Here is an 18,374-nt window from a genome sequence, read left to right on the forward strand (position 1 = left end):
AATGGAATTCCTATACATGCTAGAAAACAAGGAAAGGGCAGGTGCTTATGACGATTGAACATACGACTTATTTAGGGGCTTCGGCCGTAAAAGCGGAAACTGAACAGGCTGAATGCATCATTGTGCCGGAATGGGGCTCACATGTCATTTCGATCCGGGATAAAAGAACCGGTATGCAGATTCTGAGAGAACCGGAAACCGCGGAACAATTTCGCGAAAAACCGATGCTGTACGGTATTCCCGTTTTATTCCCGCCGAACCGGATTACGGACGGGACGTTTCGTTTTGACGGCCGCACGTATCAATTTGACATAAACGAAGAGGATAAACATAATCATATTCACGGCTTTCTTCACAACCAGCATTGGAAATTGGCGGCGGCGAAAGAAGAGGCGGATGAACTGACAGTCGAAACAGAAATTGATCTTACAGAAATTCCCCGTGTCCATAAACAATTTCCGCACGATGTCATTGTTCGGATGACTTATACATTAAAAAACAATGTGTTTACGCAGCGGGCGCTGATTATCAATAAGGGAACGGAGGCTTTTCCTTGGGGGCTGGGCTATCATTCAACTTTTGTTTTCAACGAAGAGCGATCACGTCTTTTTCTGACGGCTGACCGCATGTGGGAATTAAATGAACGTTTCGTGCCGACGGGCCGTTTATTGGATGTGCCTGATAAAGAAGCGTTCCGTAACGGGATGTCTTTGAAAAATAAGCAGTTTGACGATGTTTTTCTTTCTTCCGGGCGGAATGGCGGCAATAACGAAGCTGTTATTTATCACCCTGATGACCAGCTATCCGTTTTGTATCAGGCAGACACGTCTTTCAAGCATTGGGTGGTATATAACGGTGACGGAAAGCAGGGGTTTGTCAGTCTTGAGCCTTATACCTCCGTTACAGATGCATTTAATCTGAATCAGCCTGCATCACTGACGGGGCTTCAGATACTGAAACCGGGCGAAGAAGCGGCTGCGTCATCCCGGATCACCATTTTGCATGACGAAGAATAAGAAAGAGGCGGGGATAACATTGAAAACATATGTCAAACGCTTGGCCGCGGTGTTTCTCCTTTTGGTCATAGCCGCCGTTCCTTATATTGATGATTCCGCCAAAGCGGCCGAACAAAAAAATGCGTTGCAAAAAGAGCTGGAACACATTCTGAATGAAGAACCTGCCTTAAAGGGCGCCGCGGCAGGCGTCAGTGTCCGATCGGCAAAAACAGGGGAGGTGCTGTTTGGCAGCCGGGAAGATATGAGATTGAGGCCTGCATCACTGATGAAGCTGCTGACGGCATCTGCGGCGCTTTCCGTTCTTGGTGAAGATTACACCTTTAAAACAGAAGTACGGGCAGACGGCGCCGTGAAAGGAAAACAGCTGCGCGGAAACCTTTATCTCAAAGGAAGTGGCGATCCGACCCTATTGGCTTCTGATTTTGAGAAGATGGCTAAACAAGTCAAAGCCAGAGGCATCCGTGTCATTCAAGGAGATCTGGTCGGGGATGATTCACGATATGACGATACCAGGTATTCAGTTGATCTGCCGTGGAGCGATGAAGGCCAATATTATGGCGCGCAAGTATCAGCTCTTACCGCTTCACCGAATGAGGATTATGATACCGGAACGGTGATTGCGGAAATCAGCCCGGCGAAACAGCCTGGTAAAAAGGCGCATATTACGATTTCTCCCCATACGGACGTCGTACGTGTGAAAAATGAAGTGAAAACCGTCGCTTCTGATGAAAAGAAAGATTTGACGGTTGAACGGGAGCATGGGGGCAATGTGATTACGGTAAAGGGAACCATGCCGGCGGGCGCGGCAAAGGCAAGAGAATGGGCGGCAGTGTGGGATCCGTCGTCCTATGCTTTAGATTTATGGAAACAAGCGCTTACTAAACAGGGGATCACTGTAAAAGGGAAGGTCAAAACCGGGCGCATGCCGCATCACACCCAGCCAGTCACATCACGGACATCCATGCCTCTTTCGGAATTATTGATCCCGTTTATGAAACTGAGCAACAACGGGCACGCCGAAATTCTGATCAAGGAAATGGGGAAAGTGAAAAAAGGCGAGGGCAGTTGGGAAAAGGGTTTGGACGTGATGAAATCGGAGCTTAAATCGTTCGGGCTGAATCCGGATGAATTGATTGCCAGAGACGGTTCCGGCGTTTCTCATATTAACGGCGTATCCGCCGGCCAAATCGGAGAGCTTTTGTATGCCGTTCAGAAAGAAAAGTGGTACCCGGCTTTCCTTCGTTCGCTCCCTGTCGCCGGTGCAAGTGACAGAATGACGGGAGGCACCCTTCGGAATCGGCTGAAGAATACTCCTGCAGAAGGCAAAATTAAAGCGAAAACCGGGTCACTAACATCAGTCAGTTCAATCGCCGGCTATGCGGAAACAAAAACAGGGGATACGCTTATTTTTTCCGTGCTTCAAAACGGATTGCTTGACGAAGATGACGGAAAAGACATTGAAGACAAAATCGCAGTCGTGCTGGCAAATCAATAAAAAAGCCGATCCTTATAGGATCCGGCTTTTTTTGATGGAAAACGAATATTATATTGCTATTATGAAACAATCTCTTCAAAAAGTAATATCTTCAATATTCCGCCTTTTTTGACACTTTCTTTTCTTAAGTGTTACCGATTTTTCATTTTTATTATAAAAACTTCTTTCCGGGAGGCAAAATCTTTTTAAAGACGCGATTTATTATACATTTTATTCCTTATTATAGTGTTTAAGAACCAGTTTGTACTGTGCATACATACCGTTTTACATGGTATAAAAATTATAGAAATGAAGAATCTAAGTAAGTATAATATACTATATTCTAAAAAATGTTAGAGAAAATTTAATTTTTTATTGTGATTTCTAAAATATGTTTTAAAATAATGCTATATGGATGATTTAGTCATATGATGTCGAATTTTAGTTGTAATTATTTCACTTTCTTATCCTCTTAAATTGAAATGGAGGGATTCCATTGAAGAACACTGTTTATTCTTTAACTCACGCCCAAAGAAGAGTCTGGTTTACAGAGCTGCTCGAGCCAGGCACAAGTATCTGCAATCTCGCGGCGTGCGTCAAATTCAGGGGGAACATCGACTTTGACGTATTGCGCCGTGCTTTAGATTTCTCTATCTTGCAAAATGATTCGCTCAGGTTTCAACTGACGGAAGGGGACGGCTCAGAACCCCAGCTGTATCTGGCCGGGCATCGGCCGATTTCTTTAGAGACCGTTGATTTTACTCATATGGATCAATCAGAGCGGGATGCATGGATTGACAAACAGACGCGTGTTCCGTTCAAGCTGTTTCATTCACCGCTGTATCAATTTACTCTGCTTGTCATGTCAGACGAAGAAGTTTGGCTTTATTCAAAATTTCACCATATTATCATGGACGGCATCTCGCTCAATCTGCTTGGCAATCAGCTCATTGAAATCTATCAAAAAATCATGCGAAGCGAGGATTTGGCCGACCATCAAAGTCCTTCCTATCTCAGCTACATGGAAAAAGAACAGCAATATTTACAATCTTCCCGTTTTCAAAAAGATCGTTCATTTTGGACTGAAACGTACCGAACTGTTCCTGAACACCTTTCACTTGCGGAACGAACCTCTCATCTTAGACAAAGCACTGCAGCTTCCAGAGATACAATCACTCTTTCCCACTCCTTAGAACAATCAATCCGGCGTTTTTGCAAAGATCATAATGTCAGCATCATCTCCCTGTTTATGGCTTCGTTATACATATGCATCAGCCGTCTGACGGCTAAAAAGGATATTGCCATCGGTACTTATTACGGAAACCGGGGCTCCAAGCTCGAAAAGGATATGCTCGGCATGTTTGTCAGCACACTGCCGATCAGAATGACGGCAGATCCGGATGCGGAGTTCCTGTCTTTTGTCCGCAGTGTAGGAAAACAGCAGCTGTCTGTTATGCGGCACCAGAAATATCCTTACAATCTTTTTGTCAATGAATTAAGGCAGATTCATCACGATCTGCAAAATATCATCGGGATTTCGATGCAATACCAGCCTCTCGCATGGCGTCAGGCGGAAGGTTTCGATTATGAAACGGCGATGTTTTTCAGCGGGCATACGGCAAATGAGCTGTCCATTTTAATTAAGGAGCGGACAGATACGGGATTGATTGAGCTGAATTTTGATTATCAATCCGCTTTATTTACTGAAATATCGATTAAACGGATTCAAACTCATTTGCTGACGATCGTTGAAAATGCCGTTAGAAATCCAAACTGGCTGATTCGGCATATTGATATGGCGGATGAAAAAGAAAAGAAACGGGTGTTAACTGCGTTTAACCGTACTGAAGCGGCTGAACCGCCGGCCCCGACGCTTCACGGGCTGTTTACCCGCCGCGCCGAGCTTTCGCCGCATCGTCCGGCGCTTCGTTTCCCGGACGGTATGCTGACGTACGCCGAGCTTGACAGGTACACAGACAGACTCGCTGTTCGGCTCCGCCAAAAAGGCGTCCGCAAAGAAAGCAAGGTCGGCGTGCTCGCTGAACGCTCGCCGGAGATGGTGATTTCAGTGCTTGCCGTGTTAAAAGCGGGCGGCGCCTACGTGCCGCTTGACCCGGAATATCCGGAGGACAGGCTGCGCTATATGCTCAAAGACAGCGGCGCCTGTCTCCTGCTTCAACAGTCGGGGTTATCCGTTCCCGGTTTTTCCGGCGAGACGCTAGAAGTGTCTCTTTCTGCCCTTACAGGTGAGACGGAGACAGGGGCTGTCTCTGAAGAAGCGGATGCCGATTCGCTCGCTTATATTATTTACACGTCCGGTTCGACGGGAACACCGAAGGGGGTGGCTGTTGAACACCGTCAGGCCGCCGCCTTTTTATCCGGGATGCAAGGGCAGTTTCCGTTAACGGAAGAGGATATAATCGTGCTGAAATCATCTTTTTCTTTCGACGCTTCCATCTGGCAATTGTTTTGGTGGATGATGTCAGGCGCCTCCGTGTATCTGCTTCCGGCCGGATGGGAGAAAGATCCCGCGCAGATGATTGAAGCGTTTGCCTCGGAAAAGGTGACGACCGCGCATTTTATTCCGGCGATGGTCAACAGCTTTTTAGACGCGCTGGAAACAGAGCCTGAGGAAACAAGAATCCGCCTCGGCAAAACCCTGACACGCGTGTTTGCCGGCGGGGAAGCTCTTTCACCGCTGACGGCTGCCCGTTTTGCCGATCTTCTGCCGGAAACCGTGCTCATCCACGGCTACGGGCCGACAGAAGCGACGGTTGATGCGGCGTTTTACGTCTGTGACCGAAAACGGGACAGCGGACGGACAAGGCTTCCGATCGGAAAACCCGTTCCGGGTGCCCGTCTTTATGTGTTAGACGGCGGGGGAACCGTTCAGCCTGCGGGCGTTGCCGGAGAGCTGTACATCGCGGGGACAGGGGTGGCCCGGGGCTATTTGAACCGTCCTGAACTGACGGAGGAGCGTTTTCTCGATGATCCGTTTTATCCGGGAGAGCGTATGTATCAGACGGGTGATATCGCACGCTGGACAGAAGACGGGCTTGTCGAATGGCTCGGCCGGACAGACGGACAGGTGAAAGTCCGAGGCTATCGGATCGAACCGGGGGAAATCGAAGCGGCGATCCGGCGCATCGACGGCATTCGTGAGGCGGCGGTCACCGCCCGGACCGAACACGGCGAAACCGCGCTTTACGCCTATATCGAAGGACGGGAAAGCGATGACGTGCGGGCGGAGCTTGCGACACGCCTTCCGGCCTACATGATGCCGGCTCAGTTTATAGAAATGAGCGAGTGGCCGGTCACACCGAGCGGAAAACTTGACCGCCGCGCGCTGCCGGCTCCTGACGGAGCGGCAGGCAGACAGGCGTACACCGCACCGCGGAACGTCACGGAAATGAAGCTTTGCGCCCTTTGGGAAGAAGTGCTGAAAAACGGCCCCGTCGGCATCCGGGATCACTTTTTTGAGCGGGGCGGCCATTCGTTAAAAGCGACGGCTCTCGTCTCCCGCATCGCCAAAGAGTTCGGCGTTCAGGTGCCGTTACAGGACATCTTCGCCCGGCCGACGGTGGAAGAGCTCGCTTCGGTCATTCAGGACCTCGAAGAAAGTCCGTATGAAGCGATTCAGCCGGCGAAAACACAAGACACTTATCCGGTGTCTTCAGCGCAGAAACGGATGTATGTGCTCCAGCAGCTTGAAGACGGCGGTGTCGGCTACAATATGCCGGCAGTGCTGGAACTGACGGGGCCGCTTGACCGCGGCCGGCTGGAGGAGACGTTCCGGCAGCTTGTGGAGCGGCACGAGTCGCTCAGAACGTCCTTTGAAACGGGGCCTGACGGCGAACCGGTGCAGCGCATCCATGACAGCGTGCCGTTTCAGCTGGATGAAGCCGAGTCAGCAGACGCGTTCGTCCGGCCGTTTTGTCTGGAGGAAGCGCCGCTCTTCCGGGCGGCCCTTGTGAAAGAATCGGATGAACGCCATCTTTTATTAACGGATATGCATCACATTATTTCTGATGGTGTGTCCGTCAACACCTTGATTAAAGAATTCGGCGAGCTGTACGCCGGCCGCCCGCTTGCACCGATGCGCCTTCAATATAAAGACTATGCCGTCTGGCAGCGGTCGTTTCAGGAGAAGGAAGGATATCAGAAGCAGGAAGCCTACTGGCTGAAGCGGCTTGAAGGCGAGCTTCCGGTGCTTGAGCTTCCGGCTGATAAGCCTCGTCCGGCTGTCAGAAGCTTTGCGGGCGGGAACGTATCGTGCACGCTTGACGCTGAAACGGCATCCGGTCTTCACCGCATCGCCCGCGATCACGGCTCCACTTTGTATATGGTGCTTCTCGCCGCGTACAATACGCTGCTCGCGCGATTGAGCGGGCAGGAAGACATCATCGTCGGCTCGCCGATTGCCGGGCGCCCGCATAAAGACCTTGAACCGATTCTGGGTATGTTCGTCAACACGCTCGCCATCAGAACGGAGCCGAAGGGGGACAAACGGTTTACCGATTACTTGGCGGAAGTCCGCCAGGCCGCACTGGAAGCGTATGAGCATCAGGACTATCCGTTTGAAGAGCTTGTGGAACGGCTCGGCGTGCAGCGGGACATGAGCCGCAATCCGCTGTTTGATGCGATGTTTATTCTTCAGAATATGGAGCGAGAAGAGATAAATCTGGCCGGGCTGAAGGCGTCACGATCAGAGCATACCGAACATGATGTATCAAGTTTTGACCTGACCTTATCAGCTGCTGAATCCGATGGAAACATCCGCTTTGAAATGGAATTCAGCACAGAGCTTTTTATGAAAGAAACGATTGAACGCTGGATGGGCCACTTACTGAATCTCTTGCGCCATGTTGCCGCCGAACCGGAAGGCACACTATCAAAAGCTGATATGTTGACAGAAGAGGAAAAGCAAAAGATACTGACTGATTTTAATAACACACAAACCGAGTTCTCGGAAAAATACAAACTGTTCCATCAGCTATTTGAAGCGAAAGCAGCAGAAACGCCTCATCAGACGGCCGTCATTGAAGGAACACAACAGATCAGCTATTCGCGGCTTAATGAGCGGGCAAATCAGCTTGCACGAACATTACACAAAAACGGATTCGGTCCGGGAAAAAGAGCAGCTATATTGGCAAATCGTTCGATTGAAGCGATCGTCAGTGTTCTTGCCGTCATGAAATCGGGAGGGGCGTATATCCCCATTGATTCACATTATCCGAAGGAACGAATTCGCTATTTATTAAAGGACAGCGCGGCATCCGTCTTGTTGGTGCAGTCTGAATACAAAGAGCTTGCTTTGCAGCTTGCGGATCACAATTTGTTGCTCATTCAGCTCGATCAGGAAGATCAATACGATATTTGTGCGGAGAATATTCATCCGGCAGTGTCTCCGGATGATACTGCTTATATTATATATACTTCAGGAACGACGGGAACGCCGAAGGGAGTCGAAGTCAGAAATCGCAGCTTTACCTATGCAGCACTTGCATGGCGCAGTATTTATGAGCTTGACCGTATACCGGTCAAGGTGCTGCAGATGGCGAGTTTCTCATTTGATGTCTTTTCAGGAGATCTTGCCCGCGCCTTGCTAAATGGGGGAACGCTTGTCATTTGTCCGGATGACGTCCGGCTTGAGCCGAAACAGCTTTATCAGCTCATTGATCAGCACCGTATCACATTTATGGAGTCGACACCCGCGCTGATTGTTCCGTTTATGGAATATATATACCGCCGGAACCTAGCGCTGCAAAGTGTAAAAGTACTGGTCCTGGGCTCAGATATGATCAAAGCGAAGGATTTTTATACGCTTCATAAGCGTTTCGGAGAAAACATGCGGATCATAAACAGCTACGGTGTAACAGAAGCGACAATTGATTCTTCGTATTATGAAGCCAAAATGAGCGAAAAGCCGCGGGAAGATGATGTGCCAATCGGTGTTCCGCTTCCGAATGTGCAAATGTACGTCTTAAACAAAGACAAACAGGTTCAGCCGATCGGCGTTTTCGGAGAGCTGTATATCGGAGGCGCCGGCGTCGCCAAAGGATATTGGGGACAGCCGGAGCTGACAAAGAGCGCATTCAGCGACCCGTTTCAAACGGGAGAAATACTTTACAGAACCGGAGATCAAGCCTGCTGGCTGCCGGATGGCACTCTTCGTTTTCAAGGGCGGATTGATAAGCAGGTAAAAATCAGAGGATACAGAATTGAGACGGGAGAAATTGAAAGTGTGCTTTTGAAACACGATCAAGTCAAAGAAGCGGCTGTTACCGTCATGAAAGATGCCGAAGGACAGGGCAGATTAGCGGCGTACATCGTACCTAAAACAGCTGATATCTTATCACTTCGCGAGTTTCTTATGCAGGAGCTTCCTGCTTATATGATGCCGTCTCATATTATCGGTTTAGACAGCATGCCTCTGACACTGAACGGCAAACTTGATAAATCGGCTCTGCCGGCAGAAGAGATACATTCATCACAGGCATTTGTCGCGCCCGGCGATGAAAAACAGGCGATGTTATGCCGGATTTGGGAAGATGTGCTTCATATTCAGAAAGCGGGAATTCATCACTCTTTCTTTGAACTTGGGGGAGATTCCATTAAGGCGCTTCAAGTGTCAGCCCGACTCGCCGGAGAAGGCTGGAACATGTCGATCCGCGATTTGTTTCAGTTCCCGACGATTGCAGAACTCGCGAAGCACCTCACGCCGGCTGTTGCAATGGCTGATCAGGGGCCGATAGAAGGAAGCGCTCCGCTGACACCGATCCAGAAGAGATTTTTTGAGGAACCGGGTGCTTTTGATCTTCATTATAACCAATCAGTCATGCTGTGCAGTGAAGAAAGATTCCAGATAAATGCTTTGTCTCAGGCGGTTCGCTCGCTGACAGAACATCACGATGCGCTGCGAATGACATTCACTGAAAATGAGCATGGGGAAGTTGTTCAATATAACCGCGGAATCACAGAGCGGCATGAAGAAATCTTTACGCTTAACGTCATAGATCTTTCAGAAGAAACACAGCCGGAAAAACGGATAGCCGCCGAAGAAAAAGAAATACAGCAGGCCATGCGCCTTGATCAAGGGCCTCTGTTTCATCTCGGAGTGTTCCGGCTGAAAGAAGCCGACCATCTGCTGATCACGATTCATCACCTTATCACGGACGGCGTGTCGTGGAGAATATTGCTTGAAGATCTGCAGACAGCTTATCAGCAGGCATTAGAAGGCCAACAAATCAAACTGCCGCCGAAAAGCGATTCTTATATCACATATGCCGAACAACTTTTTGACATATCCAAAAGCAAAGCGCTGCTTGAAGAAGCCGCGTACTGGGACAGTGTGATGTCTTTTGAAACAGCGCCGCTGCCGAAAATAAATGATGGAAATGCCGGACGGATGCAGGAAAACGCGCGCACGGCATCGTGGATATTAAGCAGGGAGCTCACAAAACAGCTGCTTTTAGAAACACAGCAGGCATACGGCACGGATGTTCATGAATTGCTTTTAACGGCGCTTGGAATGGCGCTTCATGAGTGGACGGGTTCTGAACAGATGCTTATCAGCACTGAAGGACACGGACGCCAGGGTCATATGCCTGACATTGATATTTCGAGAACGGCAGGCTGGTTTACATCTGTTTATCCGGTGCTCTTAGATATGAGAGTGCCGGACGGCTCAGGCGAAAAAACCGCTCACCGCATAAAGACGGTAAAAGACATGATGAGGCGGGTTCCTCATTACGGAACCGGCTACGGGCTGCTGAGATATTCGCGAAACATTCTTTATAAAGACCCAGAAATAAGCTTTAACTATCTCGGTGCGTTTGACGGTCTTGAGGGAGGACTGAAGATGTCGCCGTTCAAGCCGCAGCATGATATAGCGGCCGGGCGCCTCCGTGAGTTTGACCTGGATATTAATGCGATGGCGGCGGACGGACGTCTGGAGGTAAAAGCCGTTTATACCGGCGTATTTGCACCCGGGGCAGTTGAGTCTTTCATGAATCGTTTCCAAACTCATCTTGAGGACATTATCGCCCACTGTTCTGGCAGGAAAGAGCGGGAAAAAACATTGACTGATTACAGCCATACAGAATTGACCGCTCAAGCACTATCAAGCATTGAAGATCTCGTAAAAGGACTTTAATTTCATAAAAAGGTGTGTGGCATTCGTGACACAAGCGACAGAAATCCAAGATATTTATCCTTTATCATATATGCAAGAAGGCATGCTGTTTCATTCGCTTTTAGACTCCGGATCAAACGCATATGTCGAGCAGATTTCATTTACGGTCAGCGGAGATTTATGCGTTGATACATTTCAAAAAAGCCTTGATATGCTTGTCAGCCGCTATGATATTTTCAGAACGATTTTCATAAAAGAAGTACCTGACCTTGAAGGGCCGCAGCAAGTTGTCCTTTCACGCCGTGACACTGCCGTACGGACTGAAGACATTTCAGATTATTCGGAAGAACAGCAGCAAAGCATCATTGACGAATTCAAGGAAAACGACCGGCATAAGGGGTTTGATCTGCAAAAAGGCCCCTTAATGCGCCTTGCTCTTTTTCATACGGGAAAAAACCGCCATACATGTGTTTGGACTCACCATCACATTATGATGGACGGCTGGAGCCTGGGCATTGTGCTGAAAGATTTCTTCAGCATGTATTATTCGATCCGGAACGGGCGGCCTGTAAACCTCGGCAGTCCGGATCCTTACAGCACTTATATCAAATGGCTCCGAAGCCGGAATAAAGAAGAAACGTCAGCGTTCTGGTCCGGCTATTTGAAAGATTACGGAGAAACTGTTTCCGTTCCGCAAACGAAGAATAAACCGGCGCAAAACGGTTATACATCTGAGCATTTTCAATTTTCCCTTGAGCCTGAAACCGTACAAAAACTGACAGACATCGCCCGGGGCATCGGGGTCACGCTGAATACTATATTTACGGGGATTTGGGGCCTGCTTCTCCATCGTTACAACGGGACTGAAGATGCGGTCTTCGGTTCGGTTGTTTCCGGCAGGCCGTCAGCTATCGGCGGCATTGAATCCATGGCCGGGCTGTTTATCAATACCGTTCCGGTGAGGGTGCGCGCAGCTGAGGATATGACGTTTGCATCGCTTGTTAAAGCAGTGCAAAAAGATTCACTCGCAGCGGAAGAGCATAGCTATTATCCGCTTTATGACATTCAAAACGAGAGCGGTCTGCAAAAAGATCTCTTGAACCATATCCTTGTCTTTGAAAATTATCCGGTTCAGATGCAGGCTGCGGTAAACGGCTGGCAGCAGACTGAAAGCCATGCGCTCTCTCTTGAAAACTTTTCGATGGCGGAAGAAACGAACTATGATCTCAACGTCGTCATCGTTCCGGGGGAAGAGTTTTATGTGAAATTCAGCTACAATGCTGACATTTATGATCGGGAGGACATGAAACGGATCAAAGGGCATATTCTTGAGGTCATCTCCTGTGTAACGGAGGATCCGGACAGGCTCTTATCAAGCATCAGTCTCGTGCCGCCGGAGGAAGAGGCCTTGATTCATTCGTTTAACGACACAAACCGTCCGTATCCTGAGACAACCGTTCACGGGCTTTTTGAAGAACAGGCTGCCAAAACGCCCGACCAGGAAGCGTTGAGATATAACGGGGTAAGCTGGAGCTATAAGAAATTAAATCAGCGGGCGAATCAGATTGCGCACGCGTTAAGGGAAAAAGGCGCCCGTCCCGATCAGATTACCGCTGTTATGCTGCGCCGATCGATGAATACGGTCGCCGCTCTGCTCGGAATTTGGAAATCGGGCAGCGCTTATATGCCGATTGATGTGGAATATCCGCCTGAACGGATCTCATTTTTGCTGAGAGACAGTGGAGCTTCACTGCTCTTGACTGAAAAAGACCTGCTTCCTCTCATTCCGCCGCATTTCAAGGGCAGCGTCGTCATCTTGGAGGAAACGGTTTCCCGGCAGACCGAGCCGCTTCCGCCGGTGTCCGGCAGCGGAAAGTGGGCGTATGTCATTTACACCTCGGGAACGACAGGCCGTCCGAAAGGTGTGCTTGTACAACACAAAGCGATCAGCAATACATTGCAATGGCGGCGTGAAGAATACGGCATGTCAGAAGGCGACATAGCGCTTCATCTTTTTTCATACGTATTTGACGGCTCTTTGACAAGTCTTTTCACTCCGCTGCTGTCCGGCGCTTGTGTACTGTTGACTGATGAAGACGATGCAAAAGACGTTCTTTCAATGAAACAGAAAATCGCCCGCCACGGGGTAAGCCATCTTCTGATCGTTCCGTCTCTGTATCGCGTCCTGCTTGATTCTCTGACAAAAAAAGATGCACAGACGCTTCGGGCGGTGACATTTGCCGGGGAAGCGGCAACCCCTGATATCGTGGAAGCGAGCCGGAATATATGCCCGAATGCCGAGCTGCTGAATGAATACGGCCCGACGGAGAACAGTGTGGCAGCGACGATCCTGCGCAATCTGCAAAAAAGCAGCCGGATTACGATCGGACGCCCGATCGCCAATACATCCGTCTATATCATGCACGGTGTCCAGCTGCAGCCGGTCGGAGCCGTCGGTGAACTGTGTATTTCAGGAAAAGGTCTTGCACACGGATATTTTCAGCAAAAAGAGCTGACGGACAAAGCCTTTACCCCTCATCCGTTTCGTGAAGGTGAACGGCTGTACAGAACGGGGGATGCAGCCCGGTTTTTACCGGACGGAACGATTGAATATATGGGACGTTTTGATGATCAGGTGAAAGTCAGAGGCTACAGAATAGAATTAGGAGAAATCGAAACGGCACTCAGAAGTCTGTCCGGGGTAAAAGAGGCGGCAGTTACCGTGCGCAAAACGGCGGACGGAGAACAGGAGCTTGCAGCTTATGTCGTACTGCAAAACGCGGGTGTGACATTTGATCCGCACGCCGAATTGGCCGGGACATTACCTGCTTATATGATACCGGGAAGCTTTACCAAACTGACGGAAATGCCGCTGTCTGCGAGCGGAAAACTTGATAGGGCCGCACTTCCTGAACCGGAAGAAGCTGAGAGAACCGGTGATTATCAAGCGCCCCGCACAATGCTTGAGACTGAGCTGCTGTCTATTTGGCAAGATGTGCTGAAACGGAACCGCATCAGTATGAGAGATGATTTCTTCCAAATCGGCGGACAGTCGCTGAAAGCTGCATCACTTGTTTCAAATATACATAAACGGCTGCAAATTGAACTTGCCGTCCGCCATGTCTTTGAACATCCGACCATTGAGAGCATGGCCCGCTTCCTTGAACAGAGGACAAGAGGAGAATATGCGGAAATCACGCCTGCAAAGACGAAGGACTTATACCCGTTATCTTTTGCTCAAAAAAGGCTTTATGCCCTTCACCAGCTTGCTTCAGACAGCACAGGCTATCATATGCCCGCTTGTCTGGAACTGAGCGGCAGGCTCAATCGGGACCGTCTGCAAGAAGCCTTTTCAGCGCTGCTGCAAAGGCATGAAGCGTTACGCACATCATTTGTGTTACGAAACGGGGAGCCGATGCAGCACATACATTCACATGCTGATCTCGAACTCACAGAGCTTCACATGCCGTCCGAGTCACTTCTTCACGAGACGATGGAAACTTTCGTTAAACCGTTTGACGTGGAAAAAGCGCCGCTTTTGAGGGTGACTTTAGCCAAAGTCAATGAAGACCGCCATTTTCTGCTGCTCGATATGCATCATCTTATCGCAGACGGTGTGTCAATGAGCGTTCTAATTCAGGAATTGACGGATTTGTACAGAGGGAAGGAATTGCGGCCGTTAAAACTGCAGTACAAAGATTTTTCCGTCTGGCAGCATGACCGGTCTGCCGCTGAAGAGTTCAAAAAACATGAGCGGTATTGGCTGGATGCGATTGGGGAAAACATTCCCGTTCTTGATCTTCCGCTGGATAAAAAGCGCCCGCAGCTTCCTGATTTCAGCGGATCAGCGGTCCGAACGCGTCTTCAAAAGGAAACGGCGGAGAATTTGCGCCGGCTCATGGATGAGACGGGTTCCACGCTGTATATGATTCTTTTGGCCGGCTATTCCCTGTTCCTGTCTAAATTGAGCGGACAGGAAGATGTTGTCGTCGGTTCACCTGCGGCAGGCAGAAGCCGCGCTGAGCTTGAAGGGGTTATCGGCATGTTTGTTAACACCGTGGCCATGAGAAGCAGGCCGGAAGGTGATAAGACATTCCGCGCTTATTTAGAAGAGGTGAAAATGCTCGCCCTCGGCGCAGCCGAACATCAGGAATTCCCGTTTGAAGAACTCGCCCAAAAGCTTGATACACACCGGGAAGTCAATCGCAATCCGCTGTTTGATGCCATGCTCGTTCTGCAAAACAGTGATGATTTCAAAGTGAATCTTCCGGGCTTATCCGTTTCTGCACATGCAGTGAAGCATGACATTTCAAAATTCGACTTGACGCTACATGCTGAGGAACGGCCGGATGGCGCCCTGGATTTTCATTTTGAATACAGTACCGCATTGTTTGAAAAAGAAACGATCGAACGGTGGGCCGGTCATTTTAAAGAGCTTTTAGGACAAATCGCGTCGGGTTACGATCGGAAGCTGTCTGACATTCATTTGCTGGACACAAACGAGCGGCAGCTGCTTCTGGAAGCTGATCATCAAACGGCTGAGTATCCGCGGCATGAAACGATCGTCAGTTTATTTGAAAAACAGGCGGAAAAAACGCCGGATCAAATCGCAGCCGTCATGGCCGATGAGCGTCTCACCTACCGCGAGCTCAATGAAAAGGCGGATCGAATCGCCGATATGCTCTCAGAAAACGGGCTCCGCTCCGGACAGATCGTCGGGATGATGACTGAACGATCTCCGGATATGCTGATTGGGATTCTCGGTATTTTAAAAGCGGGAGGGGCGTATCTGCCGATTGATCCTGAATATCCGGACGAGCGGATTTCATTTATGCTGACTGACAGCGGCGCGCGTGTTCTTTTGACGCAATCGGGTCTCGGGATTTCCGGAATGGACGGTATGCCGGTTTTATATATCGATAAGCCGGAATCTGTTTCAGCAGACAGTCCGAAAGAAACGATAACGCCTGAACAGCCGGCTTACGTGATTTACACATCGGGCACAACAGGGAAACCGAAAGGCGTGATGACGGAACACCGTAATGTCATCAGCCTTATCACACATAAAGGGCTGCCGTTTGATTTTGGGTCAGAAGACGTCTGGACGCTGTTTCATTCCTATTGCTTTGATTTTTCTGTTTGGGAAATATTCGGTGCGCTTTTATACGGCGGAAAAGTAGTCATCGTGCCGAAAGAAACAGCCCGTGATCCGCATTTGTACCGGCAGCTGCTGCTAAGTGAAGGCGTAACGGTGCTGAACCAAACGCCGACCGCTTTTTCCGGACTCATTCATGAAGAAGCCGGGCATACGGACAAGCTGAAGCTTCGATATGTCATTTTCGGCGGAGAAGCGCTTCAGCCCGGCATGCTGAAAAGCTGGAAAGAGAAGTACCCGGAGACGGAGCTTGTGAATATGTACGGCATTACGGAAACCACGGTTCACGTCACATACAAAAAACTGAATATGGAAGATATCGAGAGAAATAAAAGCAATATCGGAAGACCGCTGGAAACCCTTCATGCTTTTGTCATGGACGCCTATATGAATCCGCAGCCGATCGGAATTCCCGGTGAGCTTTATATCGGCGGAGAAGGCGTCGCGAGGGGATACGTAAATAGAGATGATTTGACTGCCTCCCGTTTCATCACGAATCCGCACGTTTCCGATATGCGGCTTTACCGGACGGGCGATATCGCCAAAAGGCTCTCAAATGGCGAGCTGGAGTATGTCGGGCGGAAAGATGCGCAAGTAAAAGTCAGAGGCCACAGAATTGAATTGGGAGAAATTAAATCAGCGCTGCAGAAGCTTTCTTTCGTGAAAGAGGCCGCCGTGATCACACGTGCTGATCAGCACGGTCAGCACTCCATTTACGCCTATGCCGTCTTACACGGAAACGAAAAGTTAAAAGAAGCAGAGGTTCAGGCCTCTCTCAGAGCTTTCCTGCCGGAATATATGATTCCCGCCCGCTTGATGCAGCTTAATGAACTGCCTCTGACGGCGAATGGAAAGCTGGATGAGAAGGCGCTCCCGCAGCCTGAATTAAATGAAAATCCCGGAGATGATATCAGCCTGAGGAATGAAACTGAAGAAATGATGGCTGACATTTGGGAGGAACTCTTAGGTGTTGAAGGCCTTGGCCCCAATGCTCATTTCTTCCATCTCGGCGGAGATTCGATTAAAGCGCTGCAAGTATGTGCGAGGCTGAAGCAGCAGGGCTACGAAACGACCGTCCGTGAGCTGTTTGAGCACCAGACACTGGGAGAGGTGTCGATGCGGCTCCGGAAAGTCCGCCGCGTCATTGATCAGGCTCCCGTCACCGGAGAAGTGCCGTTGACGCCGATCCAGCACTGGTTCTTGTCACAATCATTGCCGCATGATCATTTTAATCAGACCGTTATGCTCCGCAGTGCGGACAGAATCAATGAATCCGCAATGAGAAAAGCGCTGGCACAGCTCGCGGTTCATCATGACGCATTACGGATGATATGCGGCACGCAAAATGGATCGGTGATGCAATATAACAGAGCTGAGAACCTTTCTGAAGAAGAACTCTTTACGTTTGAAACGCTTGACGTGAGAGGGACAGGGTCATTACAAGAGGAGCACGCCGCAATTGAACAGGCGGCCGCCCGTATTCAAACTTCCATCAGGCTGGAAACGGGTCCGCTCATAGCTGTCGGTTTATTTCACGCCGCTGATGGCGATCATCTGCTGCTTTCCATTCATCACCTTGTCATTGACGGAGTATCATGGCGGATTTTATTTGAAGATCTCACCGCGTGTTACAGGCAGGCGCTTGTTGGAAAAGAAGCCGTTCTTCCGGCGAAAACTGATTCCTATCAGACTTATGCAAAGCAAATTTCTGATTATGCAAAAAGCCGCCGGCTTCTGCAGGAAGCAGATTACTGGTCTGAAAGAGAAGAAGCGGCGGTCAAACCGCTTCCGAAAGATGCCCGCATCTCTTCCAATCTCCTTAAAGATACAGATGTGATGACCATTACATTGACAAAACAGGAGACTGAGCAGCTGTTAACGGAGGCAAACAGGGCATACACAACGGAGACAGGTGAATTATTGCTTGCAGCGTTAAGCCTTGCGCTGAACAGATGGACTGGAAATGAGACATTCAAAATCAGCATGGAAGGCCACGGAAGGGAAGAGCATCTGGAGCATCTTGATATCAGCAGAACCATCGGGTGGTTTACGTCAATTTATCCGGTATTGGTTGACGCAAGTTTTCAAGATCAGGCTGATGACGGCGGGCGTCTCGGTTATCACATTAAGCGGACAAAAGACATGATGCGCCGCATTCCGCATAAAGGAGCGGGATACGGGGTGCTGAAATATATAAGCAAATTCTGGGGAGAGGCTGAATCTGATTCTCCTGAAATCAGTTTTAACTATTTGGGGCAGTTTGACCGGGAGATCCGTTCAACCGGCTTCGATGTTTCTCCCGTAAAAGCGGGAAATGAAGTCAGCCCAGACTGGGAACGTCCGTACACACTTGATATCAGCGGCTCCGTATCATCGGAATGTCTCAGCTTGAATATGGTGTACAACCGTTTTCAGTACCAAAAAGAAACGATTGAAGTTTTGACGGGGCATTTTCATACCTTTCTCAAGCAGATCATCACGCATTGCACAGGCAAAGAGGAGCGTGAATGGAGCGCTGCTGATTTCAGTGATGAAGAGTTAACGCTGGAAGATCTGAGTGACATTATGGGAGCCGTCAACAAACTATAGAAAAGG

4 protein-coding genes are annotated in these 18,374 nt (G+C 49.4%); all 4 read left to right on the forward strand.

Features of this window, described 5'->3' with window-relative positions; genetic code table 11:
• Positions 1-47 precede the first annotated feature (47 nt).
• The 4 genes from ACXN9U_RS05290 to ACXN9U_RS05305 all read left to right on the forward strand — a co-directional run bounded on the left by ACXN9U_RS05290 (position 48) and on the right by ACXN9U_RS05305 (position 18,368).
• Positions 48-1,016 (forward strand): aldose 1-epimerase, encoded by a 969-nt coding sequence (locus ACXN9U_RS05290; RefSeq protein WP_489202256.1) that lies wholly within the window; start codon positions 48-50, stop codon positions 1,014-1,016.
• A gap of 19 nt (positions 1,017-1,035) precedes the next feature.
• Positions 1,036-2,511, forward strand: a complete 1,476-nt coding sequence (gene dacB / locus ACXN9U_RS05295) for a D-alanyl-D-alanine carboxypeptidase/D-alanyl-D-alanine endopeptidase (RefSeq protein ID WP_060962638.1) — start codon at positions 1,036-1,038, stop codon at positions 2,509-2,511.
• Between the two features lie 475 nt (positions 2,512-2,986).
• The gene (locus ACXN9U_RS05300) at positions 2,987-10,645 is read left to right on the forward strand and encodes an amino acid adenylation domain-containing protein (RefSeq protein ID WP_489202257.1); all 7,659 of its coding nucleotides are present in this window, start codon (positions 2,987-2,989) and stop codon (positions 10,643-10,645) included.
• A 25-nt stretch (positions 10,646-10,670) separates the two neighbouring features.
• A complete protein-coding gene (locus ACXN9U_RS05305) occupies positions 10,671-18,368 on the forward strand; it encodes an amino acid adenylation domain-containing protein (RefSeq protein WP_489202258.1) in 7,698 nt (2,565 codons plus the stop codon).
• Positions 18,369-18,374 lie beyond the last annotated feature (6 nt).

It is taken from the genome of Bacillus sp. BACIII, from assembly GCF_057836745.1.

Excerpts from the sequence above, each read along its gene's own strand:
- ACXN9U_RS05290 (WP_489202256.1), top strand. The coding sequence starts at position 48 with ATGACGATTGAACATACGACTTATTTAGGGGCTTCGGCCGTAAAAGCG.